Annotated in this window: 14 protein-coding genes; 7 read left to right on the top strand and 7 right to left on the bottom strand. The window is 71.5% G+C overall.

Annotated elements, in window-relative coordinates; all coding sequences use genetic code 11:
• Positions 1-9: 9 nt before the first annotated feature.
• Positions 10-558, bottom strand: a complete 549-nt coding sequence (locus CLV67_RS36380; protein WP_106326801.1) for a TetR/AcrR family transcriptional regulator — start codon at positions 556-558, stop codon at positions 10-12.
• Between the two features lie 53 nt (positions 559-611).
• Between CLV67_RS36380 and CLV67_RS36375 the strand changes: the two genes are divergently transcribed.
• Positions 612-2,324, top strand: coding sequence for an ABC transporter ATP-binding protein (locus CLV67_RS36375; protein ID WP_239166662.1), 1,713 nt, complete (start codon positions 612-614; stop codon positions 2,322-2,324).
• Here the strand turns inward: CLV67_RS36375 and CLV67_RS36370 are convergent.
• Positions 2,317-3,105, bottom strand: a complete 789-nt coding sequence (locus CLV67_RS36370) for a GNAT family N-acetyltransferase (RefSeq protein WP_106326799.1) — start codon at positions 3,103-3,105, stop codon at positions 2,317-2,319. The two genes, CLV67_RS36375 and CLV67_RS36370, sit on opposite strands and share 8 nt — an antisense overlap.
• Before the next feature lie 36 nt (positions 3,106-3,141).
• Here CLV67_RS36370 and CLV67_RS36365 point away from each other — a divergent pair, with 36 nt between their 5' ends.
• Both CLV67_RS36365 and CLV67_RS36360 read left to right on the top strand, forming a co-directional pair.
• The gene (locus CLV67_RS36365; RefSeq protein ID WP_106326797.1) at positions 3,142-4,497 is read left to right on the top strand and encodes a hypothetical protein; all 1,356 of its coding nucleotides are present in this window, start codon (positions 3,142-3,144) and stop codon (positions 4,495-4,497) included.
• Positions 4,494-5,933: a Dyp-type peroxidase gene (locus CLV67_RS36360; protein ID WP_106326795.1), complete on the top strand. Its 1,440-nt coding sequence runs from the start codon at positions 4,494-4,496 to the stop codon at positions 5,931-5,933. The genes CLV67_RS36365 and CLV67_RS36360 overlap by 4 nt, the downstream gene beginning before the upstream one ends.
• Here the strand turns inward: CLV67_RS36360 and CLV67_RS36355 are convergent.
• The gene (locus tag CLV67_RS36355) at positions 5,927-7,225 is read right to left on the bottom strand and encodes a phospholipase D-like domain-containing protein (RefSeq protein ID WP_239166661.1); all 1,299 of its coding nucleotides are present in this window, start codon (positions 7,223-7,225) and stop codon (positions 5,927-5,929) included. The two genes, CLV67_RS36360 and CLV67_RS36355, sit on opposite strands and share 7 nt — an antisense overlap.
• Before the next feature lie 76 nt (positions 7,226-7,301).
• Positions 7,302-8,180, bottom strand: coding sequence for a DMT family transporter (locus CLV67_RS36350; RefSeq protein ID WP_106326793.1), 879 nt, complete (start codon positions 8,178-8,180; stop codon positions 7,302-7,304).
• 72 nt (positions 8,181-8,252) lie between these two features.
• Between CLV67_RS36350 and CLV67_RS36345 the strand changes: the two genes are divergently transcribed.
• On the top strand, positions 8,253-9,179 hold the full coding sequence (locus CLV67_RS36345; RefSeq protein ID WP_106326791.1) for a LysR family transcriptional regulator: 927 nt from the start codon (positions 8,253-8,255) through the stop codon (positions 9,177-9,179).
• On the opposite strand, the gene CLV67_RS36340 is transcribed toward CLV67_RS36345, so the two are convergent.
• Positions 9,172-10,143 carry a dihydrodipicolinate synthase family protein gene (locus CLV67_RS36340; protein ID WP_106326789.1) on the bottom strand — a complete coding sequence of 324 codons (972 nt, stop codon included), beginning with the start codon at positions 10,141-10,143 and terminating at the stop codon, positions 9,172-9,174. The genes CLV67_RS36345 and CLV67_RS36340 overlap by 8 nt on opposite strands.
• A gap of 70 nt (positions 10,144-10,213) precedes the next feature.
• Between CLV67_RS36340 and CLV67_RS36335 the strand changes: the two genes are divergently transcribed.
• On the top strand, positions 10,214-11,083 hold the full coding sequence (locus tag CLV67_RS36335; protein WP_106326787.1) for a LysR family transcriptional regulator: 870 nt from the start codon (positions 10,214-10,216) through the stop codon (positions 11,081-11,083).
• Between the two features lie 98 nt (positions 11,084-11,181).
• A complete protein-coding gene (locus CLV67_RS36330) occupies positions 11,182-12,366 on the top strand; it encodes an acyl-CoA dehydrogenase family protein (RefSeq protein WP_239166660.1) in 1,185 nt (394 codons plus the stop codon).
• 373 nt (positions 12,367-12,739) lie between these two features.
• Here the strand turns inward: CLV67_RS36330 and CLV67_RS36325 are convergent, their stop codons facing one another.
• Positions 12,740-13,363 carry an FMN-dependent NADH-azoreductase gene (locus CLV67_RS36325; RefSeq protein WP_106326783.1) on the bottom strand — a complete coding sequence of 208 codons (624 nt, stop codon included), beginning with the start codon at positions 13,361-13,363 and terminating at the stop codon, positions 12,740-12,742.
• 132 nt (positions 13,364-13,495) lie between these two features.
• On the opposite strand from CLV67_RS36325, the gene CLV67_RS36320 reads away from it, so the two are divergent.
• Positions 13,496-14,011: a MarR family winged helix-turn-helix transcriptional regulator gene (locus tag CLV67_RS36320; protein ID WP_239166659.1), complete on the top strand. Its 516-nt coding sequence runs from the start codon at positions 13,496-13,498 to the stop codon at positions 14,009-14,011.
• A 325-nt stretch (positions 14,012-14,336) separates the two neighbouring features.
• Here CLV67_RS36320 and CLV67_RS36315 read toward each other — a convergent pair whose 3' ends face one another.
• Positions 14,337-15,242 carry a LysR family transcriptional regulator gene (locus CLV67_RS36315; protein ID WP_106326781.1) on the bottom strand — a complete coding sequence of 302 codons (906 nt, stop codon included), beginning with the start codon at positions 15,240-15,242 and terminating at the stop codon, positions 14,337-14,339.
• Positions 15,243-15,312 lie beyond the last annotated feature (70 nt).

Below are 15,312 nucleotides of genomic sequence, written 5' to 3'. Positions count from 1 at the left end.
AAAGGAGCGTCAGGGGCGGACCGCACCGCCGATGCTGCGCGTCACCAGACGTAGTACCTCGTGGCGCGAGACGCCGTGCTCGGCCAGGTAGCTCCAGCCGGCGTAGAGCTGTGACCAGAGCAGGCTCTGGATCCAGAGTGCGGGCAACTCCGGGTCGATGCTGCCGTCGGTGTGGCCACGCCGGACCAACTCCTCGAAGCCCTCGTCGCAGACGGTCGTCTCCTCGTCGCAGTTCACCTGGTCGCGGAAGAGCAGCGACAGCACGTCACCGAGGTCGAAATACTCCCGGCAGAGCCGCTGGAGCGCGGCCACCGCGGGGCCCTCGTCGATCCGGGCGCGGGCGGTGGCCCGCTCGAGGCGTTCGTCGGCGAGCGCGTGCAGGGCGGTGATCAGGTCGCTGCGCTCGGCAAAGTAGCGGTGCAGCGTGGTGCGTCCCACGTCGGCGGCGACGGCGACGTCACCGAGGGAGGCCGACGGGTTGCGGGCCAGCACTTCGACGGCGGCGTCGAGGATCGCCTGCCGGGTGCGGGCCCGGCTGCCGGTGGGGACGGTCGTCACGTCGAGCAGAATAACACTTGCCCAATTTGGAACAGCGGTGTTCCATTACGGGTATGCCGGATTCCACGCGCCTGCGAACTCTGCTCACCGTGTTCCGTCCCCACCGCCGCACCATGCTGATCGGCCTGGCCCTCGGTCTCGCCGCCAACGCCGCCGGGCTGGCCACCCCGATGGTCACCAAGTGGGTCCTCGACAGTTTCTCCGACGGTGTCGACCTGGCCGGACCGGTCAGTGTCCTGGCCGTTCTCGTCGTCATCGGCGCCGCCATCGGGCTGTGGCAGTGGATCCTGATGGGCACCCTCGCCGAGCAGATCGTGCTCGACGCCCGCACCTCCATCATCAGGCGCTACTTCCGGGCCCGCGTCCTCGACCTGCAGCGCCGCCCCACCGGCGAGCTCGTCACCCGCGTCACCTCCGACACCGAGCTGCTGCACGCCGCGTCCGGGAGCCTCGTCGGCCTGATCAACGCCGGCATCGGGCTGGTCGGGACGCTCGTACTCATGGGGGTCCTTGATCTGGTCCTGCTCGCGTGCACCCTCGGCTCGGTCGTCGTGGTCGGCGCGCTGATGGGCTGGCTGCTGCCGCGGATCGGCGTCGCGCAGACGGCGGCACAGGAGTCGGTGGGGCGGCTCGGAGCCAACCTCGAGGGATCGTTACGCGCCATCCGTACCGTCAAGGCAAGCCGTGCCGAGGCCCGGCAGAGCGAGAGGATCATCGGAAACGCCCGGGACGCCGCCGCGCACAGCGTGCGAGCCGCCAAGGTGTCGGCGACCGTGTGGACCATCTCGTGGTCCGGCGTCCAGCTGTCGGTGATGCTCATCCTCGCCATCGGCGCCTGGCGCGCAGGCCAGGGACTGCTCGAGGTGTCGACGCTGGTGGCGTTCCTGCTCTACGTCTTCCAGCTGATGGGCCCGATCCAGGAGCTCACCCAGAACCTGACGGCTCTGCAGTCCGGTATCGCCGCGGCCGGCCGCATCAACGAGCTCGACAGCATCGGCCAGGAGCCGTCGGCGGCGGTCGAATCGCCGGGCCCGACGAGCGGCGACGGCCCGGTGCTGGTCCTGCGCGACGTCACCGCCCGCTACGGCCCCGACCTCGCACCCGCGGTGAACGGCATCGACCTGGAGATCGCGCGACGCGGGCACACCGCCATCGTCGGACCGTCCGGCGCCGGCAAGACCACACTGTTCTCGCTGCTGCTGCGCTTCCTCGAACCCACCGGCGGCCGGATCCTGCTCGACGGGCGGCCCTATCCGGAGTGGACGCACGACGAGATCCGGGGACGGCTCGCCTACGTCGAGCAGGAAACGCCGGTCCTGCCGGGCACCATCGCGGACAACCTCCGGTTCACCCATCCCGACGCGACTTCCGATGAGGTACGCGGCGCGCTGACCGCCGTACGTCTGGAGGCCCTCGACACCGCCCTCACTGCCACCGACGTGTCCGGTGGTCAGCGGCAGCGGATCGCGCTGGCCCGGGCCCTGCTGCGCACCCCCGACGTGCTGCTGCTGGACGAGGCGACCGCCCAGGTCGACGGCCTGACCGAGGCAGCCGTGCAGGACTGCATCCGTGAGCGCGCCGCGAACGGCGCCGTGGTGACGATCGCCCACCGCCTGTCCACGGTTCTGGACGCCGACCGCATCGTGGTCCTGGAGGACGGCCGGGTCCGGGCCCAGGGCACCCACGCCGAGCTGTACGCCACCGACGACCTCTACCGCCGCCTGGTCGAGGCGCTGCGCATCGCCGCCGATCCGGCCCTCACCTGACGGGCGTCCATTCGTAGTGCGTCGAGGTGGCGATCGCGTGGAAGCCGCACCGGCGCAGGATGGGCGCGCTGGCCGGGGAGGCGTCGACGTGCAGCAGGCGGAAGCCACGGGCGACGGCCTCCCTGGCCCGGGCGGCGATCAAGGCACGGTAGAGACCGCGTCCCCGCCAGTCCGGCAGTGTCGCGCCGCCGAGCAGCGCGGCGAAGTCGGTGCCCGGGCAGTGATCCACGAGGGCGCCACAGACGATCCGGTCACCGGCCTCGGCGACCAGGACGACGGTCTGATCGGGATCAGCCGACACCCGGGCGGCGAGGTCGTCCGCGACCCAGGAGCAGTCGACCCCGAACACCTCGGTCTGCAGGCCGGCGAAGCGGCGCAGGTCCCCGGTCCCGGTGATCCGCCGCAGAACGACACCGTCGGGCAGGACCGGTTCGGCAGCCGCCTCCGCGGCAATACCGAGCAGCACCGTCGACGGCTCCTGCGGCACGAACCCGGCCGCGACCAGGCGCTCGGGAAGATCCGCCGGCAGGTCGTGGGCCCGGAGCTTCCACTCGACGCCCTCGCCACGGGCCCGGAAGTAGTCCCGCTGGCGGGCGATCAGGCGGTCGAGCTCGGCGCCGGTGACACCGACGTCGCGCGGCGCCCGGATACGCCCCACGTGCCCGCCGACGATCCGCAGGACCGGGCCGTCGTACTCATGAGTCAGACCGGTCGGGACGGCGCCGGTCGGCAGGCGCATCTGTGCGTCGTAGGCGGCCAGGAGGGCCTCGGTGTCAACCATGGCCACACGGTTCCGCAACCGTGGTTGAATTCCACGATGGACACGCTCGACACGCCGGGTGGGGTGCGCGATCTCGACCCGGGACGGCTGGCGGGCTGGTCGGCACTGCTGTCGGCCTGGTTCGACCGGATGGTCGAACGCACCGCGGGGCAGGTGGGCGGTGCCGGTGACGTGCGGTTCGTCAACCCGCTGCGGATCACCGGGCCGCTGGCCGAGCGCCGGATCAGCTGGGACGCCTTCCCTCGGCCGGTGAAGGTCAGGCACCCCGGCGATCCGGCCGGCGCCCGGCGCGCGGCCGACGAGTTCCGCAGCCTCGGCGACTACTACGGGGTGACGTTCTACGCGGTCCGCGACGGGAAGGCCGAGGAGATCGTGCTCCGGTACCGCCCCCAGGACGAGTACTGCGAATGGTTCGTCGAACGCGATCCGGGCACCGGGCGGATGGCACGCATCGTGTTCACCTCGGAGGGGCACGAGTACTGGCGTTTCCTGGCCGACGGCACGGCGGCGTTCGACGAGCCGGGCGTGCCGGAGGAGTCCCGGGTCGACGGCGATCGGGTGCTGCTGCTGCGCCTCTACCGCGAACTCGTCGGGCCCGGGGTGCGAAAGAAAGACCTCTTCTTCGGTACGGACATCGCGTACCGTCGCGAGCCCGGTGATCCGTTGCGGCTGTTCCGGAAGAAGGGCGCGTACAACCCGTACAACAAATGGAACACCGTGGCCGGGCTGGCGCATCTGACCCATCCGGAGAACAGCCTGCACGGTGAGGTGTCCCTGGCCGCCGCGGCGAGCGTGCCGCGAGCCGGGGCGGACGGGTCGCCGGTGACCGACGCCGGGCGGTTCGTCTGCTGCGCCGGGCTCGGTGATCCGAACCGGTCGAGCGACCCGACCATCGTCACCGACGTCAACGACCTGGTCCGGCAGGGACTGTCGGTGACGCTGCGCGACCCGATCGGGCTCTACATCACCTCGTTCGACGACGCGGCGGTGTCCGGGCCGGACGGCGAGGACGTCTCATCGTGGTGGCGGCCGGTCCGCGGCACCGGTGGGCTGACCGTGCGCGCCGAGTTCGCGCCACCGCCGGGTGCCACGTTCGGTCTGGAGGAGGTGCTGGTCAACGGCCTTCCGCTGGAGCGCGGCGGGCAGTTGGCCGAGGTGCTGACCATGTCGCTGTTCGGTGCGGCCGCCGATCAGGGGCTCGGTGCGCCGCCGCCGATCCCGTGCGATCAGCGGTGCTGCGCGGCCGACGACAACCCGGACGTGCTGCGGCTGGTGTCGATCGGCTCCGAGTGCCCGGAGGGCTGGCACAGCGCCTTCGAGCAGGCCACCGCGGTTCCACCGGCCGGCGCCGCAGCGAACCGTGCCGTACGGCGGGCGGGCATGACCCAGTGACCGAACCGCTGCTCGAACTCGACGACATCCAGGCGCATCTGCTACCCGGATTCGGTCACGTTCATCAGCGGCTGCTGGGCTGGCGGCTGCCGGGCGACGATCCGGCGGCCGCGGCCCGGACACTGCTCGCCGAGTTGGCCGGACGGGTCACCCCGGCACGACGCGGGCTGGCCGACCGGGCGGTACGACGGGCGGTCCGGCGCGGACGTGCCGACCGGTCCCGGCTCAGCGGACGGCCCGCGACAGCGGTCGCCCTGTCGGCGCGCACGCTGCGGGTTCTCGGGCACGACGACCTGGCCACGATCGACGAGGCGTTCACGGTGGGGATGGCCCGGCGCAGCTACCTGCGTGACCCACCATCTCGTGACTGGACGGTCGGCGGGCCCGGCAAGGAGATCGACATCCTGGTCGTGACGGCCGGGGAGGACCCGGAACGCCTGGCCACGGCCGCCGGGGAGATCAGCGCCGCGGCGGCGCTGGCCGGCTGCGAACCGGTCCACGACCAGCCGGCCCGGCGGCTGCCCGGCGACGTCGAGCACTTCGGGTTCCGCGACGGCATCTCCCAGCCGGTTCTGCGCGGGGTCGTCGACGCCGGCGGCACACCGCTGGTGGAGCGGGCCCCGATGCCGCCGATGCCGGACCACCGCGCTTACGCGGGCCCCGGCGACGTGCTGGTCTGGCCGGGGCAGTTCCTGTTCGGACTACCCCGGCAGAGCGAGACAGACCCGGTGCGGTCCGCGCCCGCCCGGCGGGTGCCCGACCTGGCTCGCAACGGGTCGCTGCTCGTCTATCGCAAGCTCGAGCAGGACGTTCCCGGGTTCCGGGCCGACACCGAGCGGATGGCCGCCGGGCTGGGCGTCGACCCGCAACGGTTGCGGGCCGAGATGGTCGGGCGGTGGCCGGACGGGCGGCCGCTGGTGCGCTCCGGCGCCTCGGCCGGGGCGGCGCTCAATCACTTCGGGTACGACACGGCCGTACCGGAGATCCCGGGCGGGCCGAGCGGCGCCGGCGCCGACCCGGACGGGCTGCGGTGTCCGCTCGCCGCCCACATCCGCAAGGTCAACCCGCGCGACCAGGAGACCGACAAGGGAGCGCCGTCAGCGACGCTCACCTTCGCGATCCTGCGGCGCGGCATCACCTACGGCGCTGCGGAGGACGAGGAGCGCGGCCTGCTGTTCCTCTGCTATCAGACCGACCTGGTCAACCAGTTCGAGCTGCTCGCCCAGCGGTGGGCGAACAACCCTGAGCGGCCCCGGCAGGGCATCGACAACGGTGTCGACCTGCTGATCGGCCGGGCGCGGACCGGCTCCCCGCGCCGCGCCCGGATGCTTGCCGGTGAGGTGTCGACGTTCGCCGACTACGTCATCCCCCGCGGCGGCGCCTATCTGTTCGCGCCCTCGCTGTCGGCGTTACGGGCGCTCGCCGCCGGTCAGTAGATCGCGCCGCCCGGCGTCTTGGCACGGCAGGTGTCCCGTACCGACCAGAAGTTGTTCAGATAGTCGGTGTGGGTGGCCCGTCCGGCTACCCGGAGCAGCGCCTCGTCGGCCTGCCGCAGCGCGGACCAGGACAGGTTGTGGCTGCCGGTGTAGGTCCGCGGAGTGCTGTTCCCGGATACCGGGCCGTCGATCAGCATGTACTTGTGGTGCACCCGGATGTCGAGATCCTGGGCCAGTTTCCAGTTGCACCGGGTGGTCTGGACCTTCGTGGTGCCGTCGGTCAGAGCATCTTTCACCCCGTCGCTGATGTTGGTGGCGACGACGTCGACCCAGCAGCCCGCCTTGCGCAGCCTGAGCAGCTCCTGGGCGACCGGCCAGCGGTTGAAGTCGAGCATCATGACCCGCACGTCGGTCTGGCGTTTCACCCCCGCCTCCTCGTACGAGCAGGCGACTGCCTTCAGGGTGTTGACGAACGGATCCGTCGTCCCGCCGGTGAACGCCTCCCCGCTCGCCTCCTGGCGCGGGAAGAAGAACGCCCGGTGTGCGCTGGCGTTACCGCTGTCGGTGTAGTAATTCGGGTTGCCGATCGCGCTGTGCCGGGCGCTGACCAGGTCCTTGTGGTACTTCAGGTACACCCCGTAGAGCGCGGGGTCCTCCAGCGTCAGCGAGTTGTTGTAGCCCTCCTCGGCGTCCCACGGCGTCATGTTCGCCGACGCCTGGAAGACGACGCCGGGGACGACCCTCCCGGTGTCCAGCGTCAGCTGCGAGATCGCGATGAACTTGTTGTGGTTGTACGCCGGGACGGTGCCGCCCGGACTCGGCCAGGCGTAACTGCGCGTGCCGATGCAGCCGCGCGGCACCTTGTAGTAGTCGTCGCACGAGACGATGAACGACTCCCGGGTGTCGTCGGTGCCGAGCACGTTCCGCAGGTCCGTGACCGCGGCGAACCCGTTCGACGCCTGGTCGACGACGATCTTCACGGCGACGCGGCGCTCGTGTGCCCGCTTCAGCCGCTCGACGATGTCCGGGGCGTCGGCGGTGTTCGCGGTGACCGGCGGGTTCAGGTGGTACATCGACATCCGCAGCTCGCCGCCGGCCGGAATCCGGTCGATCAGCCGGGCGACCTGCTTGAAGATCGCGTTCTGCTCGGCTTTCGTGCCGGCCGGATCGTTGAACACCGCCTTGTCGAGGACGGGGTCGGGCTCGGCCGCGTGGGCGGCGGCCGGGGCGGCGAGCGTCACCAGGGTGATGAGGGCCGTGACGGCGAGCCGCCCGAGGGTGGTGAACCGCAAGTGTGCTCCTTCGACGCGCAGGGAGCGGCCAGCGTAAATGAAAACGACCATCGATTCCGCCCCGTACGGGCACGGGTCAAGCGACCGGAACCGGCTCATGGACCCGCTTCGGCCGCATCTGAACCACGACGACCGAGGCGAGCAGCAGCAGGCCCCCCGCAAGCTGGACCGGGGACAGGAACTCGCCGAGCATCACCGCGGCAAGTGCGGCGGTGAAAAACGGCTCCACCGTGGACAGGATCGCCGCCGTCGACGGGCCGGTGCCCCGCAGCCCGGAGAAGAACAGCAGCGTCGCCAGCACCGTCGAGATGATCGCGATGCAGGCCACCCAGAACCAGCCGGCCGGCGAGAACCCGAGATCGGCACCGCCGGTCGCCAGCGCCTTCCCGCTCAGGGCCACCGCCGCCCCGGTCATCACCAGGGTCGCCAGCAGCAGCGGCGGCATACCCTGCACGATCCGGTCCGAGACCAGGATGTAGACCGTGTACGTCAGCGCCGACCCGAATCCGAGCGCCACACCGAACGGGCTGACCGCCCCACCGCCGGCCCCGGCGAGCACCAGCACGGTTCCGGTCGTGGCGACGGCCAGCGCGATCGCCCGCCCGCGGGTCATCCGGTCGCGTCCCAGCAGAACCGCCCCGGCGGTCACCATCAGCGGGTACGTGTAGAGGATCAGCGACAGCAGCGACGCGTCCATGACGCTCAGCGCCTCGAAGTACAGGGTTGCCTGTGTGGCGAAGCCCACCGCCCCCAGCCCCAGCGCGATGGCCACCGACCGCCCGGCCGGACGCGGCGCCGGACGCAGCGACAGCAGGCCCGCGAGCACGACGGCGGCGAGCGTGAACCGCACCAGGAGCAGGGCGGACGGGGAGACTCCGGCGTCGTACGCGAACTTGCCGAAGATGCTCATCGCGCCGAAGCAGACGGCCGAGAGCAGACAGAGAAGCGGACCCATGACGGAAGCATCGACAATTTGTCTCATCAGGTCCAGTGATGGTTTGTAGACCTGAATGGTTAGGATTTATGCATGGTCGTGCTCGATCTGCGCCGCCTGCGGTTCCTCCGCGAATTCGAGGAACGCGGCACCCTCGGTGCGGTGGCCACCGCACTCGGCTACAGCCCGTCCGCCGTCTCCCAGCAGCTGACCGTCCTGGAGAAGGAGGTCGGCACACCCCTGCTCGAGAAGGCCGGGCGCGGCGTGCGGCTGACAGACGCCGGACGGCTGCTGGCGCAGCATGCCCGGGTGCTGCTCACCGCGGCCGAGGCGGCGACCACCGATCTGGCGGCCCTCAGCGGCGCGGTCAGAGGCACGGTCCGCGCCGGCGGGGTCCAGTCCGCGACCCGCCACCTGCTGGTCCCGTCGCTCACCCGGATGACGGCCGAGCACCCGCTGGTCCGGATGGAGGTGTCCGAACTCGAACTCGAACAGGCGCTGCCCGGCCTCCGCCTGGGCTCGGTGGACCTGGTGATCAGCGACGAGTACGACGGTCACCCCCGTCCCCGCCCGCCCGGCATGCGGTTCGCCCCGCTCCTGTCGGAACAGCTGCTCATCGTGCTGCCGGCCGGCCATCCGCTGGCCGCCTCCGGAGCACCGGTCGCCGTGTCCGACCTCCGCGACGAGGTGTGGGTCTCCTCCGACGAGACGACCGGCCACCACGCCATGATCGTCGGCACGTGCCGTTCCTTCGGCGGCTACGAACCCGACGTACGACACCACTCCAACGACGCCGACGTACAGCTGGCCCTGGTCCAGTACGCGGCAGCCGTAGCCCTCCTGCCACTGCTGAACCTGCCTCCGCCCAACCCGGCCCTGGCCTACCGCCGTGTCGCCGAAGCCGACCTGGGCCGCCGCCTGTTCACCGTCACCCGCGACGCGCCGCCCTCCCCCGCCCTCACCGCCTTCCTCACCGTGGTGACCGACCGCGCCGCGGCCATCACCCCCGCCCTCAGCTGATCGCCGCCGTCCCTCGTTCGCCGCGAACCGCTGTACCTCGTTCGCCGCGAACCGCCGTCCCTCGTTCGCCGCGAACCGCCGTCCCTCGATCGCCGCGAACCGCTGTACCTCGTTCGCCGCGAACCGCCGTCCCTCGTTCGCCGCGAACCGCCGTCACGAGTTCGCGCCGGGCCGGCAGCAGGGGAAGACGCACGGACGGGGTCGGGATGCGGCCCTGCTCGTACAGCACCGCCTTGATGACCGCCGGGTTCGGAGCCGCGAACAGCCCCCGGGAAAGCGCCGCGAGCCGGCCACCGAGGTACCGCCCGCGCCCGACGTCGCCATCCCGGTACGCCTGCGCCAGGTCCGCGAAGGAACGCGTCTCCAGATGCGCCGAGGCGAGGATGCCACCGTGTGCCCCGAGCGCCAGCAACGGCCAGATCACCGCGTCGTCGCCACCGAGCAACGCGAACCCGTCCGGCAGACCGGCGAGCAGCTCGACAGTCCCGGCGTCGACAGCCCCGATGGCGTACTTCATCCCGATGACCCCCGCGAGCCCCGCCAGCCGCCGGATCGCCGCGACCGACAGATCCTGCCCCGTCCGGTAGGGCACGTGGTAGACCACGACCGGCGTGTGCCCGGCCAGCGCCGCGAAATGCGCGACGACACCGTCCTCACCCGGCCGCACGAACGGCGGCACCAGGGCCAGCGCCGCCGTCACCCCCGGCCGGGCCGCCAGATCCGCCCTGGCCCCGACCAGCAACGGCGTACCACGCTCCCGGCTGACGCGCCCGATGACCTCGACGACGGCATCCTGCTCGGCGGCGGTCAGCGACGACGGCTCACCGGTGGTCCCCAGCGCCACCAGGCCGGTGGCGCCATCGGCCAGCACCTCGTGCGCCAGGCGCTCCAACGCGTCGAGTGCCACGGCGCCGTCGGCGGCGAATGGGGTGATCAGCGGTACGAAGATCCCGTTCAGACTCATGCGACCAGCCTCTTCGCCAACGAGCATCAGGTCCAGTTCACATTACTGAGGCAAAACGTAAGCTCCACTTATGCTCGATGTGCGCCGTCTCCGCCTCCTGTGCGACCTGTCCCGCCTCGGAACGATCGCCGCCGTCGCGGCCGCGCACACGTACACCCCGTCGGCCGTGTCCCAGCAGCTGTCCGCCCTGGAACGCGAGGCCGGTGTGCCGCTGCTGGAACGCACCGGCCGCCGCGTCGTGCTCACCGCCGCCGGCCGGCTCCTGGTCCAGCACGGCGAAACGGTGCTGGCCGCCCTCGAACGCACCGATGCCGCGCTGGCCGCCGCCCGCACGGGGCTCTCCGGCGAGCTGCGCATCGGCGCCTTCCCCAGTGCGATCCGCACGCTGCTCGCCCCCGCGCTCGTGACCCTGGGTGAACGACACGCCGCCCTCGACCTGCTCCTGACCGAACTCGACCCCACGGACGTCCCCGCCGCCCTGCTCGACCGGCGACTCGACGTGGGCCTGGTCCAGGACTACGACGTGGTCCCCACGGACACCGATCCCGGCCTGGACAGCGTGCCGCTGCTCGACGAGGCGGTCCACCTGGCCGTTCCCCTGCAGGCCACCGGCCTTCGGAACCTGCGGGACCTCAGCGAGGCCGGCTGGATCCTGGCGTCCCCGGGGACTCTGTGTCACACCGCCGCCGTACGGCTCTGCGGGTCGGCGGGTTTCACACCGCGAGCCCGGCACCGGGTGGACGACTTCGGCACCGTACTGGCTCTGGTCGCCGCCGGTCAGGGCGTCGCGCTGGTGCCCCAGCTCGCCGCCGACCAGCTCCCGGCGGGCGTACGCCTGCTCCCGCTGCCCACCCGCCGCCGGACCCGGGTCGCCTTCCGGCAGGGTGCCGCGGCCCATCCGGCCGTCGCCGCCTTCGTCGCCGCACTTCCGCCGGCATGAGGGCACGATGCCGGTGTCCCGGCGACCAGGGACAGCATGTCCCGGGTTTTCGGGACACCGTGTCCCTGGCGATCAGGGACATCGGTCCACTGTGATGAATGCACAGGAATCCGCCGACCCGCCAGGAGAAGACGATGCCGGATCTGATCAGCCGAGCCGAGGCCCTCACACCGTCGCTGCGGGCCCGCGCCGCCGAGCTCGACGAGGCCCGCCAGTTGCCGGCTGACCTGGTCGCCGAGCTCAAGGAGGCCGGCTTCTTCCGGATGTTCGTGCCTCGTTCGCACGGCGGCCACGAGGCCGACCTCCGTACGGGGATGACCGTTCTGGAGACCCTGGCCACCGCCGACCCGGCCGTCGGCTGGACCGTGATGATCGGCTCGGAGACGCCCCAGCTACTCGCCTTCCTCGCCCGCGAGACGTTCGACAAGATGTATGCCGCCGGTCCGGATGTGATCGTCGCCGGCGGTTTCAGCCCCCAGGGCACAGCCGTTCCGGCCGGCGACGGCTACCTCGTGGACGGCCGGTGGGCGTTCGGCAGTGGCAGCACCCACGCCGACTGGATCTTCGGTAACTGCGTCGTCCCGCCGCCTCCCCCGGCGGGTTCCACCGACGGGCCGCCGCCTCTCCGGTCGGTTCTGGTCCCGGCGTCACAGGCACGGGTCGTCGACACCTGGCGTGTGCTGGGTTTGCTCGGCACGGGTTCACACGATGTCGAGATCCGCGGCGTGCAGGTGCCAGCCGAGCACACCTTCGACCTGTTCGCCGGCGTCCCGTCGATCCCCGGGCCCGGCTTCACCGCGCCGCTCATGCACTTCGTACTGCACCTCGGGGCGGTCGCCACCGGCATCGCGCAGGGCGCCCTCGACGCCACGGTCACCCTTGCGGGCGAGGGCAAACATCGGTTGTACGCCCGGTCGAGGCTCGCCGACAGCCAACTCTTCCAGGTCGGCCTGGGCCGCTCCGACCTCACCCTCCGCGCGGCGCGGGCCCTCCTGGCGACCACCGCCGACGAAGTGTGGACGCTGTGTTCGAGCAACCCGGCGGGCCTCCCCGCGATCGGCCCACGGGTGTCGGCGACCTTGACCTGGGTCACCGACGCCGCCCTGTCCGTGGTCGACACCTGCTACCGCACGGCCGGTGGCCAGGCCGCCCGCGACTCCTCCCCGATTCAGCGCCGGTTCCGCGACATGCACACCTTCAGTCAGCACGCGGCCGCCGCCGAGGGCTGGCTGGGCGGCCATGGGACCGCCATCCTCGGCGAGACGGGCGGCCTCTCCTACTGACAGCCGGTCCTCCGACCGTCCACGGCCCGACACACGTCCCCGGTCCGGCTCGGTGCGATCCGAGCCGGATCCGGCGGGTGGTCCTGCTCGAGGTGGAGATTTCCGCCTGATGATTTGCTCCGGTGGCCTGCCCGTTTCGGTCGGGCCTCGACGGCTCGACCGCTCGGTTGCGGCCGGCTTCGGCTGTCCGGGCCGCTCAGCGCGGTCAGGCTCGGCCGCTCGGTTGCGGCCGGCTTCGGCTGTCCGGGCCGCTCAGCGCGGTCAGGCTCGGCCGCTCGGTTGCGGCCGGCTTCGGCTGTCCGGGCCGCTCAGCGCGGTCAGGCTCGGCCGCTCGGTTGCGGCCGGCTTCGGCTGTCCGGGCCGCTCAGCGCGGTCAGGCCCGGGTTGCGAGGGTGCGGCCGGCTTCGATGGCGGCCTCGTGGGCGGACTTCCGCATGACGGCGGCGGTCTCGGTGAAGGCGTCGAGAGCCGGGTTCACGCCCACCAGGGTGAACTCGCGTTCGATCAGGGTCAGGTCGGCGCCCCAGATGTCGCCGACCACGCGGCGCAGGTAGTCGGTGTTGTGGTCCCAGCCTTCGCGAGGCGTTCCGGGGCCGTAGGCGCCGCCTCGTGTGGTGAGGACGACAGCAGGCTTGCCGTCGAGGAACTTCTCACCGTTCTCGCCGCCGGCCATGGCCAGGTCGATCCAGGTCTTGGCGTGCTGCGACACGCCGTAGTTGTAGAACGGCAGGGCGAGGATCACCGCGTCGGCCGAGCGGAGTTCGTCGGCCAGCTCGCCGGCCAGGGAGACCGCCTTGTGGTGGGCGTCGCTGCGCTGGTCAGCGGGCACGTAGGCCGCGTGGATGGCGGTCGCCCAGGCATCCGCGGGCAGGGGGTCCGCGCCCAGGTGACGACGGACGATCGAGGTGCCGGAGAGCTCCTTCTCCACCAGATCGGCCAGCTCGGTGCTCGCCGAGTTCGGGCCCAGGATGCTGGCGTCGACACGCAGAACAGCCATCGGATTCTCCCCATCAAAGGAAATAAGAGAAATGTCGTTCAAGTTCGCATGGTCGCACTTGAACGTTCAAGACGAAGCATGACACCGCAAGTGTTGAACGTTCAAGTCGTTGATCGCGTATTCTTCTCAGTCGTGAGCGATCCCACAGCCGTCCCCTGGCTCTCCGACGACGAGCAGCGCGCCTGGATGGCGCTCCAGGCGGTGCTCACCAGCCTTCCGCCCGCGATCGACGCCCAGCTCAAGCGGGACGCCGGGATCAACTTCTTCGAGTACACGATCCTGTCCTCGTTGTCACAGGCGCCGGGTCGTGCCGTACGGATGGGAAGCCTCGCCCACCTCGCGGCGGGATCGCCGTCGCGCCTCTCGCACGCCGTCTCCCGCCTGGAGAAGCACGGCTGGGTGTCGCGCCGCACCACACTCGACGCCACCGAGACACGATGCGTCGAGGCAGTCCTCACCGACGCCGGCCTGGCAGCGCTCGTGGCCACCGCGCCCGATCATGTCCGCGAGGCCCGCCGGCTGGTCTTCGACGTGCTGACCCCTGAACAGGTGGGCCAGCTCGCCGCGATCGGGCGCCAGCTGCTGACCGCCGCCGCCCCGCATCTGACCGCCTGCCTGGGCCAGCCCGGACCGCAGAACGCCTGCTGACCCACCGAAAGCCAGACCGCAGATCACCACGCTGACCGGCGCGCACCCACGACGTGGTGACCCACGCCCACCAGCCAGCCACAGATCACCACGCTGACCGCGGGCCACCACAACGTGGTGACCCACGCCCACCAGCCAGCCACAGATCACCACGCTGACCGCGGGCCACCACAACGTGGCGACCCACGCCCACCAGCCAGCCACAGATCACCACGCTGACCGCGGACGACCACAACGTGGCGACCCACGCCCACCAGCCAGCCACAGATCACCACGCGGGTGGGGATGCCTCAGCTCAGGGCGGTGGGGCGTGGCGTGGGCGCGGTCACGAGTGACGGTCGGGGGGCGTGACGATGGATCGGAGGGTTTCGACAACGGTACGGACGGCGGCTCGGTGCAGGGCTTCCGGGCGGGCCAGGACGTCGATGTGCCGGGTGGCCGGGAGGTCCGCGAGTGGCCGCAGCACCAGGCGTGGGTCCGGGACCGTGGTGAGGCCGGGCAGCAGCGCGAGCACCTCGCCCGCGGCGACGACCGACGCGGCGACCGTGAAGTCGTTGATCCGGTGCCGGATCTCCAACGGGTGCCCGGCCGACGCGGCGATGGCGGCCAGCACCCCTTCCAGCGGGAACCCCGCGTGGACACTGATCCAGGGCCAGGCACCGGCCTCGGCCGCGGTCAGCCGGGGGTTCGCGGCCAGTGGATGTCCGGCCGACATCGCCACGTACAGCGGCTCGGCGATCAACTCGATGACGGCGAGCCGGTCGGCGGGCCAGGGCGGGCTGTGCGCCAGGCGGTGTGCCAGCACCAGATCGTGATCACCGACGAGGGCCGGGAAGTCGGCGTGGGCCACGTCCTCGTCGCTGCAGCGCACGGGTGGGCCGCCGGATTCGGAGAGCCGCTGTATCAGGGGCGCGAACCAGGTCAGCCCGGCACTGTGGAACGCCGCCAGGCTGACCGGCGTGTCCGGCGCGTCGAGGTGGTCGCCGACGGCGCGGGCGGCCCGGTCCAGGGCGGCCATCACCTCGACCGCGGCGGCCGCGAGGGCCCGGCCGGCGGGAGTGAGCACGAGCCGTCGGCCGTGACGTTCGGTGAGCGGCACCCGCGCCGATCGCTGCAGCGTGTTGAGCTGCTGGGAGACTGCTGACGGGGTGATGTGCATCGCGCGGGCGACGGCGGCGACGCTTCCCCGTTCGCCGAGTTCGCGCAACAGCCTCAGGTGATGCGGATCCACAAGGCTCCACTACATCGTCGGTTCATCAGTTGGCCTCTTGTCTACCGTATCGACGGGCCGCAGGCTTCTC

The sequence above is a fragment of the Actinoplanes italicus genome (assembly GCF_003001815.1).
GTDB lineage: Bacteria > Actinomycetota > Actinomycetes > Mycobacteriales > Micromonosporaceae > Actinoplanes > Actinoplanes italicus.
Note: the sequence above shows the minus strand (reverse complement) of the source record. Positions and strands in the feature narration are given on the sequence as shown.